The 24,751-nt window shown below is 69.6% G+C and carries 10 protein-coding genes; 9 read left to right on the top strand and 1 reads right to left on the bottom strand.

The genetic code is table 11. From position 1 onward, the window contains the following. The first annotated feature begins 4 nt into the window (after positions 1-4). Genes A5780_RS18800 through A5780_RS18785 form a run of 4 tightly spaced genes read left to right on the top strand, consistent with a single transcriptional unit; the run spans position 5 to position 9,852 of the window. Positions 5-1,708: a condensation domain-containing protein gene (locus tag A5780_RS18800; protein ID WP_064909125.1), complete on the top strand. Its 1,704-nt coding sequence runs from the start codon at positions 5-7 to the stop codon at positions 1,706-1,708. Continuing rightward, complete coding sequence (locus tag A5780_RS18795; protein WP_231983010.1) at positions 1,705-6,177, top strand: AMP-binding protein; 4,473 nt, start codon at positions 1,705-1,707, stop codon at positions 6,175-6,177. Before A5780_RS18800 ends, A5780_RS18795 begins: the two co-directional genes overlap by 4 nt. 22 nt (positions 6,178-6,199) lie before the next feature. Then, complete coding sequence (locus A5780_RS18790) at positions 6,200-8,125, top strand: ABC transporter ATP-binding protein (RefSeq protein ID WP_064909124.1); 1,926 nt, start codon at positions 6,200-6,202, stop codon at positions 8,123-8,125. Beyond that, entirely contained in the window at positions 8,122-9,852 is a 1,731-nt protein-coding gene (locus A5780_RS18785) for an ABC transporter ATP-binding protein (RefSeq protein WP_064909123.1), read from the top strand. Before A5780_RS18790 ends, A5780_RS18785 begins: the two co-directional genes overlap by 4 nt. An 86-nt stretch (positions 9,853-9,938) precedes the next feature. On the opposite strand, the gene A5780_RS18780 is transcribed toward A5780_RS18785, so the two are convergent. Then, on the bottom strand, positions 9,939-10,637 hold the full coding sequence (locus A5780_RS18780; RefSeq protein WP_063016724.1) for a siderophore-interacting protein: 699 nt from the start codon (positions 10,635-10,637) through the stop codon (positions 9,939-9,941). A 145-nt stretch (positions 10,638-10,782) separates the two neighbouring features. Between A5780_RS18780 and A5780_RS18775 the strand changes: the two genes are divergently transcribed. From A5780_RS18775 to A5780_RS18755, 5 genes are all read left to right on the top strand, one after another. Then, positions 10,783-14,259 (top strand): non-ribosomal peptide synthetase, encoded by a 3,477-nt coding sequence (locus A5780_RS18775; protein WP_064909122.1) that lies wholly within the window; start codon positions 10,783-10,785, stop codon positions 14,257-14,259. A gap of 52 nt (positions 14,260-14,311) precedes the next feature. Continuing rightward, positions 14,312-20,482 carry a non-ribosomal peptide synthetase gene (locus A5780_RS18770; RefSeq protein WP_064909121.1) on the top strand — a complete coding sequence of 2,057 codons (6,171 nt, stop codon included), beginning with the start codon at positions 14,312-14,314 and terminating at the stop codon, positions 20,480-20,482. Between the two features lie 23 nt (positions 20,483-20,505). After that, positions 20,506-21,255 (top strand): thioesterase II family protein, encoded by a 750-nt coding sequence (locus A5780_RS18765; protein ID WP_064909120.1) that lies wholly within the window; start codon positions 20,506-20,508, stop codon positions 21,253-21,255. Next, positions 21,252-22,550 (top strand): polyketide synthase, encoded by a 1,299-nt coding sequence (locus A5780_RS18760; protein WP_064909119.1) that lies wholly within the window; start codon positions 21,252-21,254, stop codon positions 22,548-22,550. Before A5780_RS18765 ends, A5780_RS18760 begins: the two co-directional genes overlap by 4 nt. Then, a partial coding sequence (locus A5780_RS18755; RefSeq protein WP_064909118.1) for an acyltransferase domain-containing protein occupies positions 22,543-24,751 on the top strand: 2,209 nt, incomplete at its 3' end. The genes A5780_RS18760 and A5780_RS18755, both read left to right, overlap by 8 nt.

Raw genomic sequence — 24,751 nt, 5'->3', positions numbered from 1 at the left:
ACCCATGTCTGATTCGCCCGTGCCGAACACGACCGCGCCGGCCACGACTGCTCCGAACAACGCCGCGGCCGCGCCGGAGTCGCGAACGGGCGGGCGTGGCATCCCGTTGTCCCCGGCTCAGCAGGCCGCGCTGCTGCCGGAACGACTGCGCGGCGTCGCGGCGACGAATCTGTTTCTCGCCCTGGAGATCACCGGCGACCTCGAACCGGCCGCCCTCGACCGCGCCGCGGTGGCCGCGGTGAGCCGGCACGAGATTCTGCGCACGGTCTATCCGGACGATCGCCGGATTCCGTACCAGCGCGTCGTCGACGCACCCGAGATGGTGGTCGAAACGGTCGAGACCGCGTCGTCGGAACTCGACGCCGCGCTGTGCTCGGATGCCGCGCACCGCATCGATCCGGTGCGCGCGCTGCCGATCCGAATCAGACTGCACCGCACGCCCGATCGGGACGTCCTGTCCCTCACCGCTCATCCCGTAGCCGCCGACGACCGCAGTCTCGAGCTGCTGGCGGCGGAACTGCTCGGGGAAACGACAGCCGAGCAGGTGAAGCAGTACCGCGGCTACGCGATGGCGCAGATGAAGTCGCTGGTCGCCGATGCCGCCGCCGATCCCGACCTGGGATACTGGCTGGACCGGCTCGCCGATCTGCCGGAACGGGCAACCCTGGCAGTGGCCGGAAATCCCGGCGCGGAATCGGATCCGGCCGCCGCCGCGACCGCGACCCGCACCCTGCGGATTCCGGCGGCTGCCTTCGGCGACCGCGACGCCGAACTGTCCGTGGTCGCCGCGCTGGCCGCAGTGCTGGGCGCGGCGGGTCTCGGTGATGATGTGCCCGTCGCCATCGTCGATGCGGGACGGTCCGAGGCACACGCTGATTCGGCGCTCGGTGCGTACGCGAACCATCTGGTGCTGCGGATCGATACCGGCTCGGCGCCCACCGCGCGGGCACTGCTGGAGCAGGTCACGGAGCTGTCCGTCGTCGCGCGCGCCCATGCCGCGGCCCGGATCGAGCGGATCACACATCAGCTGCGTGGCGCCGTCGCCGTCGCCGCCGGTGCGCCGTTCCAAGCGCTGGTCACCCTCCGAACCGAGGTGGTCGGTGCGAACGCGCGCGAGATCGCCCGGCGGGTGGCGCGGCCGCACGGAGTCGATATCGTCGCCGACGTCGTCACCGGAGGCGAAGAGGTAACGGTGATTCTCGAATTTCCGCCGGTACTCGCCGGGCGCGCCGAAATCGATGCGCTCGCAAGCGGTCTCGAGCGGTGGCTGCTGAATCTCGCGGAGCCGGAGACCACGCTGCCCGATGGCGAGCTTCCGACGGTGTTCGAACGCGCCGCGGCCTACCCGGGCGGCACCGGGCTCGGCGGACAGCCCAGCACCGATGCCGAACGGCTGATCGCCGACACCATTCGCGAGGTGCTCGAACTCGACGCGGACGACGAGGTGGGCCGCGCCGACACCTTCTTCTCTCTCGGCGGTGACAGCATCGCCGCGCTGCGCATGGTCACCCTGCTCGGCGAGCGCGGTTATGTGCTGGACGTGCAGAAGGTGTTCGAATTCCCGGCCGTGCACGAGATGGCAGCCCAACTGACTGAGGCCGAGGCCGCCCCGGCCGCCGAACAGAGCCCACCGGTCGCGCCGATGAGCGCCTCCGGACTGGACTCGGCCGCGCTGGCGGCACTCGGCAAGAAGTTCGCCGCGCGGTGAGCGAGGTGGAGATTCTCGACGTCGTCGCGCTGTCCCCGCTGCAGCGCGGGCTGTATTCGGTCAGTTCGATGGCACAGGGCATCGATCCCTACCTCGTGACCTTCGCGGTGCGAGTGGAGAATCTGGCCGATCCGGCGGCCTTGCGTGCGGCCTTCGACGGCGTGCTGCGACGTTATCCGCATCTGGGCGCGGCCGTACTCGCCGAGGATGTGCCGCATCCGGTGCTGGTCATCACCTCGGAGGGGCGAATCGGCTGGCGCGAGGTGGATCTGCGCTCGGCCCGTGATCCGGAGGCGGCGGCGCGCGATCTCTACTGGCAGGAGGCGCGCCGGCGGCTCGATCTGGACCGCGGCCCGCTGTTCCGGGTGGTCGCGGCGCGCGTCGGCGCGCGCGATTACGAAGTGGTGTGCACCGCACACCATATCGTCGTCGACGGCTGGTCGATTCCACTGTTGTTCTCCGATCTGATCGCCCTGCATCGCGGGGAGGGCGCGGCGCTGCCGCCGGCTCCGCCGCTGCGCGAGCACGCGGCGTGGCTGGCGAGCCGCGATACCGCGGCCTCGGCACGGGCGTGGGCCGCCGCGCTCGACGGTCTGGCGCCGATGCCGATGCTCGGTCCACCGGCCCCCGCGGACCTCGACCTGCCCGTGGTGGGCGAGGCGCGCCTGAACCCCGCCGGCACCGACCGGCTCGTCGGCTGGGCGCGCGCCAACGGCCTCACACTGAACACCGTGCTCCAAATGGCCTGGGCCCGAATTCTTTCCGGGCTCACGGGCCGCGACGACGTGGTCTTCGGTCAGACCACCTCCGGCCGCGATGCCTCGCTGCCGAATGCGGAACGCCTGGTCGGCGCGTTGGTCACCACCATTCCGGTGCGGGTCCGGATCGACGAGCGCACGCCGGCGCGGATCGGCGCCGAACTGCAGCGTTCGGTGGCGCAGTTGCGGGCGCACGAGTATCTGGGCATCGCGGAGATCACGCGGCACGCCGGGGCCGGGCAGTTGTTCGACAGCCTGCTGGTCTTCGAGAACTCCCCGGTCGGCGCGGTCGCGCCGCGCATGCCGATGGGCGGCGGCGCCACCATGACCGCCCGCCGCGTCGACTCCCCGAGCCACTATCCGATCGCCCTCGTCCCGGTGCTGGAGCAGGGCGAGCTGATCTGCCGCGTCGAAACCCGCCCCGACCTGCTCACCACCTTCGACCCCGACCGGATGGCGCGCCGGTTGCTCGCGGTCGCCACCCGGATCGTGGACGCGCGGCAGTGTAGTGCGCTCGACGTGCTGCTCGACGACGAGCCCGCCGTGCTGATCTCTGAATACGACTGTGGTGCAGAGTTTTCCGATACGGCGAAGGAGGCGGTCAGCTCATCCGATGTGTCCGGCGTACCGGCTTCCGTCGAGCCCGCGCAGGCGCTGCCCGCTGTGCCGGCCGTGGAGGCTACGACGATTCCCCAGGCATTGCTGCTTGCGGCGCATGCGGCGGCAGACCGGGTGGCGGTAGTCGACGCGGCGGGCGAGCAGAGCTTCGCCGAATTCGGTGTCGCGGTATGCACGCTGGCCGACGAACTGCGGGCCGCCGGGGTCGGCAGCGGCGACGCGGTGGCGGTCATGTTGCCCCGTGACCGCCGAGTCCTCCACGCTCCCTTCGCGATCGGTCTCGCCGGTGCCACCTGTGTCCACATCGACCCGGCCACCCCCGCCGATCGTGTGGCCTATCTGCTGAGCACCAGCGGCGCGCGGATCGTCCTCGCCGATGCGGATGGAGCCGAGGTGCTGACCGAGGTCCGTGCCCAAGGGGCGGAGTGCCGCCACGGGATCACGGACAGCGACGGCCGCCTCCGATTCCCGGGCATCGCTGCGGTTACGGCGGGCGACCGTGATGTGCAGCGAGTAACGATGTCGGCGGATGCCGCGTTCTACGTGGTGTTCACCTCCGGCACGACCGGCAGGCCCAAGGGGGTCGCGGTATCGCATCGCGCACTGCTCAACCACTGGGGCAATCACGAGCGGCGGATCTTCTCGCCCATCGCCGCCGCCACCGGGCGCACGCTGCGCATCGGCCACGGCTGGTCCACCGGATTCGACGCTGCCTGGCAGCCCACGGTCGCGCTGCTGAGCGGTCACACCGTGGTCCTGCTGGGTGACGAGGTGCGTACCGATGCCGAGCGCATCGTCGGCGCCATCGGCGAATTCGGGATCGACATCTTCGACACATCGCCGTCGATGCTGAACCGGCTGATCGCCGCCGGACTGTTCCGCACCGATCCCGAGACCGGATCCGAGCGCTGTCCGCTGGCCGTGCTCGCGCTGGGTGGTGAGGCGATCGGTCCGGACACCTGGCGGCGCCTGCAGGGATTGGCGACCACTCGTGTCATCAACTTCTACGGCCCGACCGAGGCGACCGTCGAGGCGCTGATGGCCGAGGTGCACGATCACGCCGCGCCGACCATCGGCCGCCCGTTCGCCGGGATGACTGCCGAGGTGCTCGACCATCGGCTGCGGCCGGTGCCGCCCGGTGGGCAGGGCGAGCTCTACCTTTCCGGGCCGCAACTCGCGCTCGGGTATCTGAGGCGGCCCGCCACCACCGCGGCCGCCTTCGTCGCGGGCGAGGCGGGTGAAAGGCGTTATCGCACCGGTGATCTCGTGCGCCGGTCCGACGACGGCACCGTCGCCTACGAAGGCCGTGTCGACCGGCAGGTCAAGATCAACGGATACCGCGTCGAACCCGACGAGGTCAGCGTCGTGCTGCGCGAACTCGACGGCGTACGCCACGCCGCGACGCTGGCCTTCACCGAGAACGGGCGGACCCGGCTGGGTGCGCTGGTGGTCGGCGAGGGCACCGTCGCAGGATTGCGCTCGGATCTGGCCCGCCGGCTGCCGCAATTCCTGGTCCCCACCCGCATCGCGTTCGTCGAGGAGATTCCGTTGAACCGCAACGACAAACTCGATGTGCACGTGGCGACCGACCTGCTGACCCGCCCGGCCGACACCGCCGCCCGCGCCGAACCGCGAACCGAGACCGAACGCACCCTGCTGGCGCTGATCGAGGCGATGAGCGCGGGAGCGGGGACGCGGGTCGGCATCCTGGACAGCCTGGTGGATCTGGGTATCGACAGCATCGGCGTCATCGATCTGGTGTCGCGGCTGCGCGGCGCCGGTTACCGCATCTCGGCGCGAGAAGTGCTGGCCGCGGCCGATCTTCGCGATCTCGCCGAGCGTCTGGACGATCCGTCCGGGGACGCTCCCGGGAATGCCGAGGTGACGCCGGCGGGCACGGTGCTGCCGCTCACCGCGTTGGCCCAGGAGATCCTCGGACACGGCGATTACCGCTATCTCGCCCAGTCCCAGGTCTTCTCGCTCGATCCGGCAGTCACTCCCGAGTCGGTCGTCCAACGGCTGGAGGCCCTGGCGGTCGCCCATCCCACGCTGCGCTCGCGGCTGGTCACCGGCGACGACGGCCGCGCTGTGCTCGTCGCGCAGGAGCAATCCGGCGCCGCCGAACTGCTCACCGTCGCCGATGGAACCGTAAGGCACAGTGCGGCAAACTATCTCGCTGACACTGTGCAGCGCCTGGACCCCGGCGCCGGCCGAATGATGTCGGCCACGCTGCTGCGCGGAGAGCAACCGCGGCTCGTCCTGTCCATCCATCACCTCGCCGTGGATGTGGTGTCCTGGCTCATCCTGGTCGACGACCTGCGCCGGCTGGAACAGGGCGAACAACCGATGAACGAGGATCGGCCGGAATCGGATCCGATCCCGACGCGGTCCGACGCTCCACCGACGCTGGGCACACCGCTCGGCGGCCGCTACACCGATCCACGCCGCGACCGGTCGGGCAAGGCGATCCGGCGGATCGTGGAACTCGGCCCCGACGACACCGAGGCCCTGCTCGCCCGGTGCGCGGAAACCGATGTGCCCCTGGATGATCTGTTGCTCGCCGCCTGCGCCCGGCTGGTCGCCGATACCGCCGACGCCACCGACCGCATCGCGGTCACCCGGGAATCGCACGGCCGCGACCCCGGCGACGACACCCGCCGCGTCGGCTGGTTCACCGTCGAGGAGACGGCACTGGTGCCGGCGGCCGAACTCGAGACCTGGACTCCGGCGGCCGGCCGTGCGCCGGTCCACGATCGAACCCTGCATGCGCGCGGGCAGATTCGCCTCAACCACCTGGGCCGCTTCGATGTGCTGCAGTTCGGCAGCGGCCCGTGGACGCCGGTGCCGCTGCCGGACCTCACCGCCGAATTCGGTGCGGCCGGACATCCGGATCTGCCGCTGCGCTTCACGATCGACCTCAACACCGCGGTGGTTCCGAAGGATTCGCGCCCGGTTCTGGTCGCGCATATCGACGTGAACTCCGCGGTGCTGGACGAGGCCGGGGCCGACGAGCGCGCCGAGCGCTGGCGCACCATACTGTGTGATTTCGCCGCCGGAATGTCCGAATTCGGCGCCCAGCGACAGGCAGGGTGACAGCTATGGGAGGGAAGGACTGATGACGGTTCAGACCGTGGATCCGGCCGAGCCGGAGGCAGCGCGGCCGGTGCCGCCCACCACGCCCGACGCACCGCTGGAACCGGACCGGGTCGCGATCGAACAGCAGCGCCGCGCCGACGGTCTGGCCCGCAAACAGGTGCTGGCGCCGGTCAACGGTGCGTTGTCGCTGGCGAGCCTGGTCGTCGTGGCCTCCTCGATCTGCGCCGTGGTGCCGTTCATCCTGATCGTCGAGGCGTGCCGCGAACTGCTGTCCGCTCCGATCGACACGGATCGGGTGTGGACGCTGGTGATCGCCGCGGTCGTGGTGCTGGTGCTGCGCGGATTGCTGCAGGCCGCGGCGCTGGTCTGGACCCATATGGTCGACGCGAAGTTCCAGCTCACGCTGCGACAACTGCTGGCGGCCAAGCTGACCCGGGTGCCGCTGGGCTGGTTCACCGACCGCAGTTCCGGTGAGGTGAAGAAGTTCCTGCAGGACGATGTGGAGGCCCTGCACTATCTGGTCGCGCACGCCCGGCTCGAATTCGTCGGCGCGGTGACGGTGCAGGTGGTGGCGCTGATCTACCTGTTCACCGTCGACTGGCGGCTGACCCTGATCCTGCTGATTCCGCTGGTGCTCTACACGCGCGGCCTCGCGGCCATGATGGGTAAGGCGCATCAGGAGCGCTTCGCCGTCTTCGACGCCAACGAACGCGCCATCGAACAGTCCATCATCGAATTCGTCGACGGCATTCAGGTGGTGCGGGCGTTCGGCCGGGCTCGCAAGGCGCACAGCACCTTCCAGCGCGCGGTCGACAACACCGCCGAGAGCCTGCTGGCCTGGAAGACGCCGATGACCAAGCTGCAGTCGGCCGCCGAGATCCTGCTGACCCCGGTGCTGCTCATGCTCGTCGTGGTGGTGGCCGGTGTGGGCTTCGCCGATCTGGGCTGGACCGATCCGGTCGACATCCTGCCGTTCCTGCTGCTCGGCATCGGGCTGGGTGGCGCGCTGCTGGGCATCGGCTTCGGCGGGCAGGCGCTGCGCGAGGGCGGTGCCGCGGCGTTGCGCCTGCACCAACTGCAGCAAACACCCGAACTCGAGGTGCGAGCCGACGCCGAGGCTGCGGATGTGGCCGGCAACGGCGTCGCGACGGGACTCGCGGTCCGGTTCGAGCAGGTGAGCTTCGGCTATCGCGCCGATCGAACCGTGCTGCGTGCGGTCGACTTCGAACTCGCTCCCGGTTCCATCACCGCACTGGTCGGCCCGAGCGGTTCCGGCAAGTCGACCCTGGCCCGGCTGCTGCCGCGCTTCTACGACGTGACCGCGGGGCGAATCACGATCGGCGGCAAGGACGTCCGCGAGTACTCCACCGCAGAGCTCTACCGCACCGTGGGTTTCGTCCTGCAGGACGTGCGGATGATTCGCGGGACGATCCGCGACAACATCGCGCTGGCCCGGCCCGATGCGGATGCGGCCGCCGTCGAGCGCGCCGCGCGCGCCGCCCAGATCCACGATCGGATCCTGGAACTGCCGCGCGGCTACGACTCCGAGATCGGCGTCGACGCGGTGCTGTCCGGTGGTGAGGCGCAGCGCCTGTCGATCGCCCGCACCCTGCTGGCCGACACCCCGGTGCTGGTGCTGGACGAGGCCACGGCCTTCGCCGACCCGGAATCCGAGGCCGCGGTTCAGGACGCGCTCGCCGTCCTGGTCGCCGGCCGCACCGTGCTGGTGATCGCGCACCGGCTGCACACCATCACGGGAGTCGACCGAATCCTGGTGCTGGACAACGGCGAACTCGCCGAAACGGGCGACCACGCCACGCTGTCGGTCGCCGGCGGGCTCTATCAGCGCCTCTGGGAACAGAATCAGGCGTCGGTGGGCGCGCTGACCCGGCGGGGCGCCGATGCCGCGGCGACCGGTTCCGACTCCGAAGGAGAACTGCGGTGATCAGGAAGATCTTCGCCCTCGTTCCGCCGGAACTGCGCCGCTACGTGCCGCGCCATGTGGCTCTCATCGGCGCGGGCGCGCTGGGACAGATCGCGGCCTATCTGCTGCTGATTCCGGTGTTGCAGGCGCTGTTCGACGGCGATTTCGGCCGCGCGTGGCGCTGGACCGCCTGGCTGGCGCTCGCGGTGATCGTCGCCTCGGTGTGCTCGTATCAGCAGCTGCTGGTGGGCCTGCGGATCGGCGTGGGCATGCTGCGCGGCGTGCAGACCCGGCTGGGCGATCATCTGAGCACGCTGCCGCTGGGCTGGTTCGCCACCGCCAACGCCGGCTCCCTCTCGCGGATGGTCGTCGGCGGCGTGCGCGAAATCCTCAGTGTGGTCAACTATCTGCTCGCACCCGTGCTGACCGCGGTACTGGTTCCGGTGGGTGTCGCCATCGGGGTCGCCTTCATCGACTGGCGGATCGCGCTGGTGATGCTGATCAGCCTGCCGGTACTGCTGCTGGTCAGCCGCTGGGCGAACACCAGCTACACCCGCGCCGACCGCAGACTCGATGCCGCTGCGGCCGAAGCCAATTCGCGCGTCGTGGAGTTCGCGCAGGCACAGCCCGTGTTGCGGGCCTTCGGTGCGGTGGGCGCGGGCAACCGGGCACTCACCCGGGCACTGCGCGAACAGGAGGCGGCTTCCAAGCGCATGATCGTCGCCAGTGTGCCGGGGCTGATGGTGTTCGCGCTGTGCGTGCAGATCGTCTTCCTGATCGTGGTGTCGGTGGTGGTCGCCCGCGGGACCGGCGGCGACCTCTCCATCCCGGCCACGATCGCGCTGATCGCGGTGACCTCCCGGTTCATCGAACCGATCAACCGGGCCGCGCAGCTGAGCACCGCGATCCGCAGCGCCGCCGACGCCGCCGACCGGATCACGAACTTCCTCGCCGAGCGCGATCTGGCCGAGGCTGCCGAACCCGTCACGCCGGGTGCGCCGGAGATCGTCTTCGACAACGTCGACTTCAGCTACCGCGAGGGTGAAAAGGTGATCGACGGCGTATCTTTCACCGTGCCGAGCGGCACCACCACGGCCATCGTGGGACCGTCCGGGGGCGGAAAGACCACGCTGCTGAAGCTGGCCTCCCGGTTCTACGACGTCGGTTCCGGCAGCATCACCGTCGGCGGTCACGATGTGCGCCGGCAGCCCTCGGAAACCCTGTTGCGCCAGGTGTCGCCGGTCTTCCAGGACGTCTATCTGTTCAACGAGACCATCTCCGACAACATCCGCGTCGGCAGTCCGGACGCCACGACCGAGCAGGTGCGCCGGGCCGCGGAGATCGCCCGGGTGGACGAGATCGTCGACCGGCTGCCCGACGGCTGGGATTCGGCGGTCGGGGAGGGCGGTGCGGCACTGTCCGGCGGTGAGCGCCAACGGGTTTCGATCGCCCGTGCGCTGCTCAAGGACGCGCCGATCGTGCTGCTCGACGAGGCGACCAGCGCCCTCGATCCGCACAGCGAGGCGGCGGTGGTGCGCGGCATTCACGAACTGACGCGGGACAAGACCGTCGTCGTGGTGGCGCATCGGCTCGACACCATCGCCCACGCCGATCAGATTCTGTTCGTGGAGGTGGGCCGGATCGTCGAACGGGGCACGCACGCCGAACTTCTCGAACTCGGCGGCCGCTATGCCGGTTTCTGGTCGGAGCGGTCCCGCGCGACCGGCTGGCATCTGGTGTCGGCCTGAGGATTCGGCGCCGAACGGGCGGCGGTCACGCACCTATGCCGTGACCGCCGCCCGGTGCGTGGTGGCGCCCGGTGGCAGCGTGCGGGTCACCGCCAGTAGCCGCGGGCGGCGATATTATGTTTCGGCAGTTTGGCTTTCAGCGATTTGGTGATTGCGCGCGTGGTGGCGGCATCGCAGGCGGCCCAGCCGAAGGCATCGGGGGAGCAGGTGACCGAGTCGGCCGCCTGCCGCAGCAGCTGGCCGTAGTTGACTCGCTGTACCCAGGTCACCTCGGTCTTCGGTCCGGTGCGCACCGGCAGCGACTGCTCGGACTCCTCCTGCCATTCCAGCCACACCCGGGCCGGCGTCTCGCCGATCGCGTCCAGCAGCGAATTGATCGCCGGCAGTGAGGCGCTGTCGCCGAAGATCAGGAATTCCGACGGAACCGGTTCGGGCACCGCGAATTTCGAGCCCATGACGGTGGCGTCGATCTCGTCACCGACCGTGGCCCGCGCGGCCCACTGCGAAGCCGGGCCGCCGTGGAGCGCGAATTCGATATCGAATGCGTCGTTGCCGGGATCGGGGTCGACGAGGGTGTATCCGCGCTGTTGCAGGTCGCCGTCGTCGTCGGGGAACCAGATGCGGATCCACTGCGTGGGATGGACGGGATGGTCGGCCAGCAGCCCGCCGCCGGTGAAGCCGAGCCGCAGGTACTTGTCGCCGATCTGCCGCACCGAGGTGACGGTCAGCCGGTAGTCGTCCGCGCGCAGTGCCTTGAGGATGACGCCGTTGATGCCTTTGCCCATGGGGTTAGGGTAGCTGGGTTAGGTTAGCCAAACCACACCCCTACGGTAGATGGAGGCTGTGGGCTACTATGCTTCCAGGTTAGGCAAGCCTAGCCTTTGAAGTAGGTGGTGAGGCCCGATTTCCGGCCGGTGAGGAGTTTGTCTGATGCTCGGCAAGGCTGACGTTCGTGACATCGTGGCGGCGGAGCTGGGGATCCAACCCGAATCGATCGGATACGACGACGATCTGGTCGGCCTGGGCATGCATTCGATGAAACTGATGCGACTGGCCGGTCGCTGGCGCAAACAGGGCCACGAGGTCCGCAGTTCCGAACTCGCGCTCTCACCCACGATCTCGGCATGGGCCGAGCTGCTCGGCGCCACCCCCGAACCGGCCCCCGCCGACAGCGGTGCCGACTCTGCCACCGACGGTGCGGCATTCACCGAGGGCGAGGAATTCGCCCTCGCCACCATGCAACACGCCTACTGGGTCGGTCGCCGCCAGGACCAGCGGCTCGGCGGTGTCGCCGCCCATCTCTACGTCGAATTCGACGGCCGCGGCCTGGAAGCCGATCGGATGGGCCGCGCGGTCGGCCGCCTGGTACGCCGCCATCCGCAGTTGCGGGTGCAGTTCACCGACGCCGGCACACAGCGCGTGCTGCCCGAGCCGCTGCTCCCGGTGTTCCGGGTGCAGGACCTGCGCACGTCCGACGATCCGGACGCGGAACTGGAACGCCTGCGCCAGGCCAAGAGTCATCAGCGGATGGATGTCGAATCCGGTCAGGTCGTCGACATCACCCTCACTCTGCTGCCCGACGGCGCCCACCGCGTGCACGTCGATGTGGACATGCTCGCCGCGGACGCGTTGAGCTACCGGCGCATTCTCGACGATCTGGCCGCGCTGTACGACGGCGACGCCGATCCGGCCGACACCGTCGGCTACACCTTCCGCGAATATCTCGACGCCAGAACGCGCCACGCGCCGGACAATTCGGCGGCCAAGGCCTGGTGGGAGGGGCGGCTCGCCGATCTGCCCGATATCCCGTCGTTGCCGGTCCTGGCCGAGGACGAGCGCACCGATCCCAGCCGCAGCATCCGGCTGCACCACTGGTTCGAACCCGAGGCCAAGGCCGGATTCGACACACTCGCCCACAGCCACGGCGTCACCCCGGCGGTCGCGCTGGCCACGGTGTTCGCCGAGACCATCGCGCGCTGGTCCGCGCGGCAGCGCTTCCTGCTGAACGTCCCGCTGTTCGACCGGGAGCCGCTGCACGACGACATCGACCGCGTGGTGGGTGATTTCACGAACTCGGTGCTGGTCGACGTCGATGCCCGCGAGCCGGAATCGATGGTCGCCCGCGCCAAGCGCCTGCAGCGCGAATTGCACACCTGCGCCGTGCATTCCGTATACGAGGGCCTGGATGTGCTGCGTGATCTCGGCCGGTCGCGTGGTGGGCCGGTGACGCCGTCGGTGGTGTTCACCTCGGGGCTGGACCTGGGTGAGCTCTTCTCCGATCGGGTCACCGCGCTGTTCGGCGAGCCGGTGTGGATTCTGTCGCAGGGCCCGCAGGTCGATCTGGACGCGCAGGTCGCCGAACTGGGCGGCGGACTGCTGGTCAACTGGGATGCGCGCCGCGACGCCATGCCCGAGGGCGTGGTCGCGGCGATGTTCGCCGAATTCCGCCGCCTGCTGCTGACCCTCGCCGAGCCGGGCGCGGACTGGAACGCACCGCTGTCGATCGACCTGCCGGTGCGGCAGCGCGCGGTGCGCGAGCGGGTGAACGACACCTTCACCGACTGGCGGGCGCGCACCCTGCACGGTGAGTTCTTCGACCGGGCCCGTCGCAAGCCGGAAGCCGAGGCCCTGCGCCGGCGCGGCGGCGCCTGCGACTACGGCGACCTGGCCGATCAGGCGCTCGCGGTGGCCGCCGCGCTCACCGATGCCGGCGTGCGGCCGGGCGATACCGTCGCGGTGATCGTTCCCAAGGGGCATCGGCAGATTCCGGCCGTACTCGGTGTGCTGGCCGCGGGGGCGGCCTACGTGCCGATCGGCACCGGTCAGCCGCGCGCGCGACGCGATCGCATTCTGGCCCGCGCGGGCGCCCGGGTCGCGCTCACCGATGCGGCGCTCGACCTGCCGGCCGATGTCACCCCGATCGCACTGAGCACCGCGCTGACGGGTCGTCGCCTCGATCGCGCCTACGCCAGCGATCCGGATGCCGTCGCCTACGTGCTGTTCACCTCCGGATCCACCGGTGAGCCCAAGGGTGTGGAGGTCAGCCATCGGGCGGCCGCCAACACCGTCGACGCCCTCGCGGCGTATTTCGGCCTGGACGCGCACGCTCGCCTGCTGGGCCTGTCGTCACTGGAATTCGATCTGTCGGTCTTCGACATCTTCGCCCCGCTCGCGCTGGGCGGTGCCCTGGTGTGCGTGGACGCCGAAATCGAGCGGGACGCCCGGGCGTGGGCCCGGCTGATCGCCGAACACGAAGTGAGCGTGCTCAATTGCGCGCCCGGCTTGATCGGGATGTTGCTGGACTCGGCCGACGCGCAGGACCTGCGCAGCCTCCGGGTGGTCGTCACCGGCGGCGACCGGGTCGAGGCCGAACTCGCCCATCGCCTGCGCGCCCTGGTTCCCGGCCTGCGTTTCGCCGGTCTGGGCGGAGCCACCGAGGCCGCGATTCATTCGACCGTCTGCGAAGTGACCGAGAACTTCCCGGCCGGCCGCGCAGCGGTGCCCTACGGCACGCCGCTGGCCAATGTGGCGATGCGCGTGGTGAACGAGCGCGGCGAGGACTGTCCCGACTGGGTCGTCGGCGAATTGTGGATCGGCGGAACCAGTGTGGCCGACGGCTATCGCGGCGATCCGGAACGCACCGCGCAGCGTTTCGTCGAGTACGGCGGCCTGCGGTGGTACCGCACCGGCGATCTGGCCCGCTACCTGCCCGACGGCACCGTCGACTTCCTCGGTCGCGCCGACCATCAGGTGAAGATCCGCGGCTATCGCGTGGAACTCGGCGAGGTCGAAACCGCCCTGACCACACTGCCGTCCGTGCAGCAGGCCGTCGCGCTGGTGACCGGTTCCGGCCGGTTGGCGGCCGCGGTGCGGGCCGGCGCGGCGGTCACCGCCGACGAACTGCGGGCCGCGCTGCGGGATCTGCTTCCCGCCCAGATGATTCCGGACCTGATCGAAACCGTCTCCGAGATCCCGCTGACTCCCAACGGGAAGATGGACCGGGCGGCGATCCGGCGGCTGGTGGAGGCGGGCGCGCCCGATGCCGGCGCATCCGCGGTGCCGCCGGCGAACGAGGTCGAGGCGGCGCTGGCCTATATCGCGGCGCAGATTCTCGGTGTCGAGACCGTCGGTGTGGAAACCGATTTCTTCGAGATCGGCGGCAATTCGATTCTGGCCACCACGCTGACCGCCAAGGTGCGCGGACTGCTCGCGGTCGAGAAATTCGGTGTCACCGCGGTATTCGCTGGCCGGACGGTGCGCCGCATCGCCGCGCGGTTGCAGGCCGACGAAACCATCCCGGGTCGCTTGGCGCAGGTCTCGCGAATCCTGCTGGAGCTGGCCGAAGTGCCGGTGCCCCAGCCTGATTCGGCACAGGCCGATTCGGCTCTCGCCTCGGCGGGGAACTGAGCCACCGCAGCACAGGCCCCGAGTTTTCGTTGTAGACAGATTGGTTCGTCAGATGCGTTCGCTGGAAGACCTGCAGGTAGCGATGGCCGCTCGGCTCGCCGAGGAGGGTTTGGCCACCGCCGCGGCCGTGCCGGTGCGCCGGAATCCGGAACGGGCGCCGTTGTCGTTCGGACAGCGTTACGTGTGGGCGCATCAGCAGATTTCGCCCGGCAGCTCCGCCTACAACCTGTGCCTGGCGTTGACCTTCGAGGGCGCGGCCGATGCCGAGCCGATCGATGTGGGCGCCCTGCGCACGGCCTTCGCCGCGCTCGTCGAGCGGCACGAGGTGCTGCGCACCACCTATCACACCGATGAGGACGGTGAGCCCTATCAGCGGATCCATTCCGATCTGCCGCCCCGGCTGGTGGAGGAGGATCTGTCCGGTCTCGCCGAGGAGCAGGCCCGGCAGCGGTTGCGTGAGCTGACCGAGGCCGCGGCCCGCGAAAGCTTCGATCTCACATCGGAGTCCTCGCTGCGGGTGACCTTCGTTCGCATATCCGCCGGTGAACTGGTCGCGGTGGTGGTGATTCAGCACATCGCGTGGGACGGTATGACACTGCCCGCGCTCTCGCGGGACGTGGAGAACTTCTACCGGCAGGCACTGACCGGCCCGGTCACGGTGGCGCCGCTGCGGTTGCAGGTCGCCGATTTCGCCGAATGGGAGGCCGACCGGTTCGCCGCCGACGACCATGCCGAGGATATTCGCTTCTGGCGCAACAGCTTCGACGGTGAGCTTCCGGAACTGCAGCTGCCCTACGATCGCCGCCCGGTGGCGGCCACCGAACGCGGCGCCCGCCGCGATCGCCCGCTGAGCGCGGCCGCCGACTCGACGCTGCGCCGCCTCACCGCCGACCTGCGCACCACCCCGTTCTCGGTCTTCCTCGCCGCCTACTATGTCGCGCTGCGCGAGATGACCGGGCGCACCGACATGGTCATCGGCACCACCGTGGCCAACCGCGAAGAGTCCGGGATGGAACTGCTGATCGGCAATCTCGGCAATATGCTCCCGCTGCGCATCGCCGGCCGCGACGATCAGCGCTTCGCCGAGCTGGTCGAGCAGGTGCGCGGCGTGGTCACCGGCGCGTTCGGGCACAAGCATTTTCCGCAGGAAGGCATCGTCCGCGCGGTGAACGCCGCGACCGGCAACGTCGGTTCCCAGCTGTTCGACACGATGGTGCTGTTCCTGCACCAGAAGATCGACGGCCCCCAGCTTCCGGGCGCCACCACTAGCTGGGAGTTGATGGACAACGGCGCGGCCCTGCTGCCGCTGGTGGTGGAGACCTTCATGCACGGTGATCGAACCGACGTCCAGATCACCTATCGCACCGATCTTTTCGATCTCGTCACGATCGATCGCCTGCACGAATACATCGACCTCGTGCTCGCCGCCGCGACCGCCGACCGAAAGGTATCGGAGCTCGCCACGTTGTCGCCGACCGATCGTAAGGCGCTGGCGCAGTGGTCGCACGGCGCCGCGGTGCCGATCGAGGCGGAGACCGCCGACGCGATGATCCGCGCCTCCGCGCGCACCTACCCGGACCGTACGGCCGTGGTGTTCGGCGATATCGAATTGACCTACCGCGAATTCGACAGCCGGGTGAACCGGCTCGCGCGCCTGCTGCTGGCGGAGGGCGTGCGGCCCGGCGACCGAATCGGCGTCTACGCCGAACGCAGTGAGCGGCTGCCGATCGCGTTCGCGGCGGTGCTGCGCGTCGGCGCGGTGTACTTCCCGATCGACCCCAGCTATCCGCTCGACCGCATCGAGTACATGCTCGGCGATGCCGAGCCGGCGCTGCTGCTGATGTCGGCCGACAGCGAGATCGATCTCGAAACCGATGTCGCGGCAATCGATCTCAGCGGTACGTCGGTGATCGAACGGCTGTCCGCGCTGGACGGCTCGGAGCTGTCGCCGGCCGAGCTGCCGCGGCCCCTGCATCCGCTCGACCCCGCCTATCTGCTCTACACCTCCGGCACCACCGGCCGCCCGAAGGGCGTCGTCATCCACCACCGCGGTATCGCCAACCATGTGCAGTGGATGCGCGACTACCTCGGCTTCGGCGAGGAGCGCATCCTGCAGAAGGCGCCGATCGGCTTCGACGTCTCGGTCTTCGAGCTGGTGAACGCGCTGTGCACCGGATCGGCGACGGTGCTGCCGCCGCCGCAGTGGTGGCAGGCCGATGTGGAGGCGCTCGCCGATATCATCCACCGGCACCGCATCACGCAGATCTCGTTGGTGCCCAGTGTGGTTCGCGCCTTCATCGATGCGGGGCCGGACGCGGCGCGGCTGCAATCCATGCGCTACGTGTACCTGGGCGGCGAGGCGGTGCCGCCGGCGCTGGTCGAGGAATCGAGCCGCTTCTTCGGCGGTACGGTGCTCGGTCTCTACGGCCCCACCGAGGGGTCGATGGACCTCATGCACGAGGATTTCGCCGGGCGGACGAACACCGAGGGGGCGGCCGGCGCCGCGCTGGAACCGGCGCTCATCGGCCTGCCCGAATGGAATTCGTCGGTCTACGTGCTGGACGAGCGGCTGCGGCAGGTGCCGCCCGGTGTGATCGGTGAGCTCTACCTCGGCGGCGTGCAGCTGGCCCAGGGCTACCATCGCCGCCCCGATCTGACCGCCGGGGCCTTCGTGGCATGCCCGTTCGCCGGTGAGCCCGGAGCCCGGATGTATCGCACCGGCGATATCGTGCGCTGGAATTCGCAGGGCCGCATGGAATATCTGGGCCGGGTCGACGATCAGGTCAAGGTGCGCGGACATCGCATCGAGCTGGGTGAGATCGGCACCGTGCTGCGCCGCGTGCCCGGTATCGCCTCCGCCGTCGCGATCACCGTGCCGCAGGGCGAGCCGAGCCACGACCTGGCGCTGGTGGCCTACTATGTGCCCGAGGCGAATTCGGAGTTCGCCACCGCCGGCGACGCCGAGAACACCGAGCGCATCAAAGCCGCACTGGCGCAACGCCTGCCGGAATATATGATCCCCACGGCACTGGTGAAATTGGCGGCACTGCCGCTGACCGCCAACGGCAAACTCGACCGCCGCGCATTGCCGCAGCCGGATCTGGGTGGCAGCACCGGGCACGGGCGGGAACTGCGCGAAGGCGCCGAAACCGCGGTCGCGGAGGTGGTGCGCGCGGTGCTGCACCTCGGCGATACCACCGCGCTGGCGGCCGACGACGATTTCCTTTCCCTGGGCGGCGATTCCATCAGCGCGATCCGGATGGCGTCGGCGTTGAAGAAGTACGGATTGCTGATCACCACCAGCGCGCTGTTCGAGGCGCGCACGATCGCCCGCATCGCCGCGGCGTGCGAGCCGATCGCCGAAAGCAGCGGCCCGGCCCTGATCGAGGCGGAGAGCCCGGCCGGCTGGATCCCGCTCAATCCCATCGCGGCGCTGCTCACCGAACAATCCGACGACTACCGCTCCTACACCCAGGCCACCGCGGTCGTCGCGCCCGCGCACAGCACTCGCGAGCAGATCGCCGAGGTCGTCTCGGCGCTGGCCGCACGCCATCCGATGCTGCGTGCCCGGCTCGGCACCGATCCCCAGGGCGCCACGGCGTATTACGTCCCGGAACCGGACGAGCCGACCGTCGCGCCCGCTTTCGCCGAGGTCGTGATCGATGACGAGAACTGGGACCGCACCGCGGGTGCGCAGCTGAATGCGCAGTTGGCCGAGCTGAGCGCGCAGCTGAACCCCGGCGCGGGCCGCATGCTCGCCGCCGCCTGGGTGCACTCCGCCGACGGAACCCAGGGGCGGCTGCTGCTGGTCGTCCACCACCTGGTGGTCGACGGTGTGTCCTGGCGTGTGCTGCACGACGATCTGCGTGGACTGTGGGGTGTCGCGGCCACGACGGTCGAACCGCAGCCGGGGACCTCGGTCAAGACCTGGAACACCGGCCTGGCGCAGGAGGCGAACAGCGACGCCGTCCTCGCGACGCTGCCGTACTGGCGCGCGGCCGTAGAAGCGGTGGATCCGCTGCTCGGCAGTCGCGCCCTGGATCCGGCCGTCGACACCGTCGCGACCGTGCGTGAGGTCACCGCCACCCTCGACGCGGACGACACCGCGTTCCTGATGAGCACGGCCACAACGGCTTTCGGCTGCGATTTTCTCGACATCCAGGTCGCCTCGCTCGCGGTCGCGATCCATCGCTTCCGCCGCCGCCGCGACCGGGACGCGGATGCGGTCGCGGTGACGATGGAACGACACGGCCGGGTCGAAACCCTCTTCAGCGGAGTGGATCTCGCGAACACCGTCGGCTGGTTCACCACCACCTACCCGGTCTCGCTGCGCATTCCGGAGGCGGGCGAGCAGGTCGAATCCGCGGTGAAGGCGGTCAAGGAGCAACTGCTCGCGGTGCCCGAATCGGGGATCGGCTGGGGACTGCTGAGCCGGCTCAACCCGGATACCCGCGCCGAGCTGGCCGGTTCACGCTCGCCGCAGGTGAGTTTCAATTACATGGGCCGATTCGCCGAGTCCGCCGCGGACCGCGACTCGGTCCGAACCTGGGACGCCGCACCGGAATTCGGCTATCTGGGTGGTCATGCGGATCCGGCCATGCCGGCCCCGGCGCTGCTGGACGTCAACACCGTGGCACTGGCCGACGGCGACAGTGTGCGTTTGCACGCCTCCTTCCGGTTCCCGGCGGGCCCGCTGTCCGAGGACGAAGCCGGCGAACTGGCCCAGCTGTGGGCCGAGGGTCTGGGCGAACTCGTGAAGACGGTGCGCGACAACCCGATTCGCCGCCTCACGCCCAGCGACGTGGTCGCCGACGAGGTGACCCAGCCGGATCTGGATCGCTGGCAGGCGCTGTATCGCGGATGCGTGGACATCCACCCGCTGGCCCCGCTGCAGGCCGGTCTGTATTTCACCGCGCTCGGCTCCGCGGGTAACGACGTCTACAACGTGCAAACGCTCATCGGGGTCCGCGGCGAACTCGACCTGCCGCGGCTGTCCGCGGCCTTCGACACCGCGCTCAACCGCTATCCCAATCTGCGCGTGTCGATTTCGGTGTCGCATGCGGGACAGCCCTATGCGGTGGTCGCCGACCACATGAGCATTCCGGTGCGCGAGATCGACTTCGCGGATCTGCCGGACGCGCAGGAGCGGCTGCACGAATTCTTCCGGGCCGACCAGGCGGAACATTTCGACCTCACCCAGGGTCCGCTGCTGCGGGTCACCGTGGTGCATCTGCCCGGCAACCGGCACACGGTCGTGCTGACCTCGCACCATCTACTGACCGACGGCTGGTCCGGGCAGCTGCTGCCGCGGGAGATCTTCGCCGAATACGCCGGGCGCGGGGGCGAGCCGCTCGGCGATCCGGATACCTTCGCGCGCTTCCTGCGCCTCACCCGGGACCGGGAGGAGGCCACCGAGGCGGCCTGGCGGAACTACCTCGAGGATGTGCGACCGTGCCTCGTCGCCCCGGCACGCACGCCCGACAGCGGCGGCGTACCGGAGGGGCGCACGTTCGTTCTCGACGACGACACGGTCGCGCGTGCCACCGAAATGGCCGCCGAGCAGGGCGCCACCTTCAGCCTGGTCTGCCAGCTCGCCTGGGCCAACGCGCTGCGATACGTCACCGGCGACCAGGCAACGGTTTTCGGTGAGGTGGTGTCGGGCCGGCCCGCCGACCTCGACGGCGTCGACCATGCGGTCGGCTGCTTCGCCAACACCGTTCCGGTCGCGATCGACCTGGCCGGCGACCGGACCTGGCGCGACCATCTCGCCGAGATGCAGCGGCATCGGGTGGATCTCATGGAGTACCACCAGTACCGGCTCACCTCGGCGATGCGGGCGGCGGGACGGTCGGGCCCGGCGGCGCGCAAGCTGTTCGACAGCATGTTCGTCTTCCAGTCCTATCCGCCGGGCCGCGACGAACTGGAAACCTCGTTGCGCGAGGGCGGTTTGGAGCTGGTGTCGTTCGAGGGCGGCGGCGCCACCGACAACGCGCTGCTGCTGATGATCTTCCCGGCCAATTCCCTGCTACCCGGCGACGGAGTGCGGGCAGTGGTGTTCTACGCCGAGGACAGTTTCGAGGCCGACGACGCCCGGATCATCGAGACCGCGTTCCGGAATACGTTGCACGCCATCGCCGAACGGCCCGACCGCACCGTCGCCGACACCACCGTGCTAGACGACGAGGATCAGGGCCTGCTGGTGATGCGGCGGATGTGGCAGTGACAGATATGAGGAGTCAGACGAGCATGGCAGCACCCGGTTGGATCCGGCAGTTCCACGCCCCGCGCGGGGCGCGCGCACCGTTGATCATCTGCCCGCACGCGGGCGGCGGCGCATCGACCTACCGGCCCTTCTCGAAGCAGTTGCGCGACCATTTCGACGTCGGTGTGCTGCAGTACCCCGGCCGCCAGGACCGCGCCCGCGAGGCCGCGCTGCGGACGCTGCCGGAGATCGCCGAGGGCGCCTTCGACGAGTTCGCGCTCTCACCGTGGAACCGCGACGAGCCGATCACGGTGCTCGGCCACAGCATGGGGTCGATCGTGGCCTTCGAATTCGTCCGCATCGCCGAATCCGAAGGCGTGCCGGTGCGATTGCTGGCCGTCTCGGGTGCGGTTCCCCCGTCGCGGGTGGCCGAGATGCCCAACCATCCCACCGAGGACGAACAGTTGCTCGACCATATGGCCGGGCTGGAGGGCACCGGCTCGGATCTGCTCGGCAATCGCGACCTGATGCGGATGGCGCTGCCCGCATTGAAGGCCGACTACGCCGCCTTCGACCGCTATACCTGCCCGCCGGACGTGCGGGTGCAGGCTCCCGTGCAGGCGATGGGAGGCAGCGACGACGAGTACGTCACCATGGGCGACCTCTACGGCTGGCAGCAGCACACCGAATCGCAGCTGGCGGTATCGATATTCGACGGTGGCCACTTCTATCTGCACGACCACGTCGAAGGCATCGCGGAGCTGCTCGTCGCCGAGATGGAGACGACAGCGTGAGCGATGCGGATCCCATCGTCGTCAGCGGCCTCGCCGTCGAGGCGCCCGGCGGCATCGAGACCCCCGGCCAGTACTGGGCGGCGCTGTCGCAGGCCCGCGATCTGACCGGGCCGTTCCCGCGCGACCGCGGCTGGCCGCTCGCCGAACTGCTGAACCTGTCGCGCCACGACGGCTGGGCCGCGGTCCGCGACGCGGGCGGATTTCTCGATCGCGCAGCGGAATTCGATCCGATGTTCTTCGGCATCACACCGCGCGAGGCGGTCGCGATGGATCCGCAGCAGCGGGTGGCGCTGCGGGTGGCCTGGCGGGCACTGGAGAACGCCGGCATCAATCCCGCGGCCGTCGACGGTGACGAGGTGGGCTGTTATATGGGCGCCTCGCCGACCGAATACGGTCCGCACAGCGCCGAGGTCAACGACTATTCGGGCTATCGTGCGGCCGGCGCGGCGCTGGGAGCGGTGGCCGGGCGGATCTCCAACTGCCTCGGCCTCGGCGGCCCGTCGATCGTGGTCGACACCGCCTGTGCCTCGTCACTGTCGGCGCTGCATATGGCGGCGGCGGCGATCCGCGCCGGGGAATGTGAGTGGGCGCTGGCCGGTGCGGTCTGTGTGATGGGTTCGCCCGCCGCGTTCTTCGAATTCTCCAAGAACAACGCGCTGGCCGCGGACGGGCAGTGCAAACCGTATTCCGATGCCGCCGACGGCACGCTCTGGGGCGAGGGCGCGGGGGTGGTCGTGCTGGAACGCGAATCGCGGGCCCGCGCGGCCGGTCGCCGGATCTACGGCCGGTTGCTCGCCACCCGGGTCAACCACAACGGCGCCGGAGCGCCGATCGCCGTGCCGAGCAGCCGCGCGCAGGAGCGACTGATCCGCGCGACGGTTGCGGCAGCGGATATTTCACCCGAGGTCGTCGGCATGATCGAAGGCCACGGCACCGCGACGGCGGTCGGCGATCCGCTGGAACTCGAGGCGCTGGACCGCGTCTACGGATCGGGCTCCGCGCGCCTGGGCTCGGTGAAATCGAATCTGGGCCACGCACAGGCGGCGGCGGGCATGCTCGGGCTGATCAAGGTGCTGCTCAGCGGTCTGCACGGACAGATCGCGCCGACCCGCTTCGCCGACAATCCGACCGGCAAGGTGGATTGGGACGCGACCGGCTTGCGGCTGGCGGCGAAACTCGAGCACTGGCAGCCGCACGACGGCGTGCGCTACGGGGCGGTGTCGTCGTTCGGGGTGTCGGGCACGAATGCTCATGCGCTGCTGGCCATTCCGGCCGAAGAGGAGAGTCATGTCTAGCTACCGCCTGCCCGACGGCAGCGTCCCGATCCTGCTGTCCAGCGACAACCCGGACCTGCTGGGATCGGAGGCGGCCGCCGTCGCGGACTACCTCGGCGACCATCCCGAGGTGACTCCGGACCGCCTGGCCGACATGCTGTTTCGCACCCGCTCACCGCGCCGCCATCGCGCTGTGGTGATGGCGGATGCGCAGACCGATGTGATCGCCGCGCTACGTGCCGTCGCCGACGGCCGACCGCATCCGGCGGTGGTGCGATCGGAGCGCGCCGCGACCGCGCAGCGCGTGGCCTACGTCTTTCCCGGCCAGGGCAGCCAGCGCCCCGGCATGGGCGCGATGCTCTACGAGCACTCGTCGGCCTATCGCGATGCTGTCGACGAGTGCGACAAGGTCTTTCACGATCTCTACGGCTGGTCGCCGCGCCCCTATCTGCTCGAGGCCGGGCAGGAGGCCGACGACAAGGCGCTGACCGTGCAACCGGCGCTGTTCGTGCAGATGGTCGGTGTGGCGGCCATGTGGCAGGCCGCCGGGGTCGGCCCGGGTGTGACGGTCGGGCATTCGCAGGGTGAGATCGCCGCCGCCTACGTCAGCGGGGCGCAGACCCTGCGGGACGCGGTCCGGATCGTCACCACCCGGGCGCGGATCGTCGACGACCGTCAGCTCAGCGGCTATTCCATGGCGGTGCTGGGCATCGACCGCGACGAGTGCGAGGACCTGATCGCACGCCAGGCCGATTTCGTGGAGTTGTCGGTGATCAACTCCCGCCACATCATCGCGATCTCCGGGGAACGCGACGCCGTCGTCACCATCGTCGAATCACTCAATGCCGCAGGGAAATTCGCCAAAGAGATTCGCGTCCGATATCCGGCGCACACCTCCTATGTGAGTGCCGGGCGCGAGTTGCTGGCTGCCACGGTCGGTCCGGACATGGACAACCACGCCTTCATCGACACCGAGATCGACTGTATCGGCGCCACCATGGGCGACCGCCTCCATCCGGGTCTGTCCATCGTCGACTACTGGTATCTGAACCTGCGTAACCGGGTGCGCTTCGACCTGGCGATCCGGAAAGCCGTGGACGCCGGGGCGAGCACCTTCATCGAGATCTCCGAACATCCGACGCTGATGCTCGCGATTCAGGAGAACCTGTCGGAAATTCCGGTGCAGCGGGAATTTCAGACGTTGGGCACCTCGCGCCGCACCGCCGAGGATCTGCGGGAGTTCACCCGCAATCTGGCGACCGTCGCGGTGCACGACGCGAACTATCGGTGGGAGGCGCTGCGCGAACCGGGCGACGGCGGTGTGCCCGCGCTGCCGCTGCTCGATTTCCCCAATACGCAGATGAGCGCCAAATCGCTGTGGGCGCCGTTCGATTACGCTCGCACTGCGGAAAAAAGCACCGCCGGAGGCGATTCCGACGATTCCACGGTCGCGCCGCAGCGGGTGCTCGAGACCTGGACCAGATTGCAGCGGCGCACGATGGTGCCGCCGCGGACCCTCGCGGTGGTCGATCCGAGCGGCGCCCATGCCGAACTCGCGGCCGCCGTCCGCGCGGCCGCGCCCCGCCAGGGCGCCACGGTGATCGAGCCGGGTACCGGCGCGCGGCCGGACACCCTGGTGGTGCTGGCCCCGCCCGCGTCGCCGGACGGTCCGGTGCGCGATGTGTCCGAATTCCTCGGCGACCGCGGCTGGTTGGCCGAACTCGACGGCATCGGCGATATCTGGCTGGTGACCAGCGGCGGCGAACAGGTCGTCGACGCCGATCTACCGGATCCGTTCCATGCCGCCGCACAGGCCGGATTCCGTTGTCTGGCAGCCGAACACGTCGGCGTCGCCTTCCGGCACGCCGATCTCGGCACCGGGACCGATGCCGCCGCGGCGGCGAAGGCGCTGCTCGGCGCGATCCATATCGCGGGGGAGCCGGAATTGGCCGTGCGCGACGGCGGCTACTACGCGAAACGGCTGATCCTCGACGACACCGCGGGTGATATTCCGCCGCACGGGGAGGAACTGCGCGAGGTCGTCATCGTCGGCGGCACCGGCAAGGTGGGGCTCGACCTCTGCGAGCAGTTCGCCGCCGCGGGCGCGGGCCGGATCACGGTGATCAGCCGGTCCGGCGGTTCGGCCGCCGCCGCGGCGCGCATCGCCGAGATCGGCGCCCGGCACGATTCCGAGATCGTGGTGCGCCGCTGCGACGCCGGTG

Source organism: Nocardia sp. 852002-20019_SCH5090214 (assembly GCF_001665865.1).
In the GTDB taxonomy this organism is placed as follows: Bacteria; Actinomycetota; Actinomycetes; order Mycobacteriales; family Mycobacteriaceae; genus Nocardia; species Nocardia nova.
This window is presented reverse-complemented; position numbering and strand designations above follow the sequence as displayed.

Bases quoted from the DNA above. Each gene is read 5' to 3' on its own strand.
- A5780_RS18800 (WP_064909125.1), top strand. From the start codon at position 5: ATGTCTGATTCGCCCGTGCCGAACACGACCGCGCCGGCCACGACTGCT.
- A5780_RS18790 (WP_064909124.1), top strand. From the start codon at position 6,200: ATGACGGTTCAGACCGTGGATCCGGCCGAGCCGGAGGCAGCGCGGCCG.
- A5780_RS18780 (WP_063016724.1), bottom strand. From the start codon at position 10,637: ATGGGCAAAGGCATCAACGGCGTCATCCTCAAGGCACTGCGCGCGGAC.
- A5780_RS18775 (WP_064909122.1), top strand. From the start codon at position 10,783: ATGCTCGGCAAGGCTGACGTTCGTGACATCGTGGCGGCGGAGCTGGGG.
- A5780_RS18770 (WP_064909121.1), top strand. From the start codon at position 14,312: ATGCGTTCGCTGGAAGACCTGCAGGTAGCGATGGCCGCTCGGCTCGCC.
- A5780_RS18765 (WP_064909120.1), top strand. From the start codon at position 20,506: ATGGCAGCACCCGGTTGGATCCGGCAGTTCCACGCCCCGCGCGGGGCG.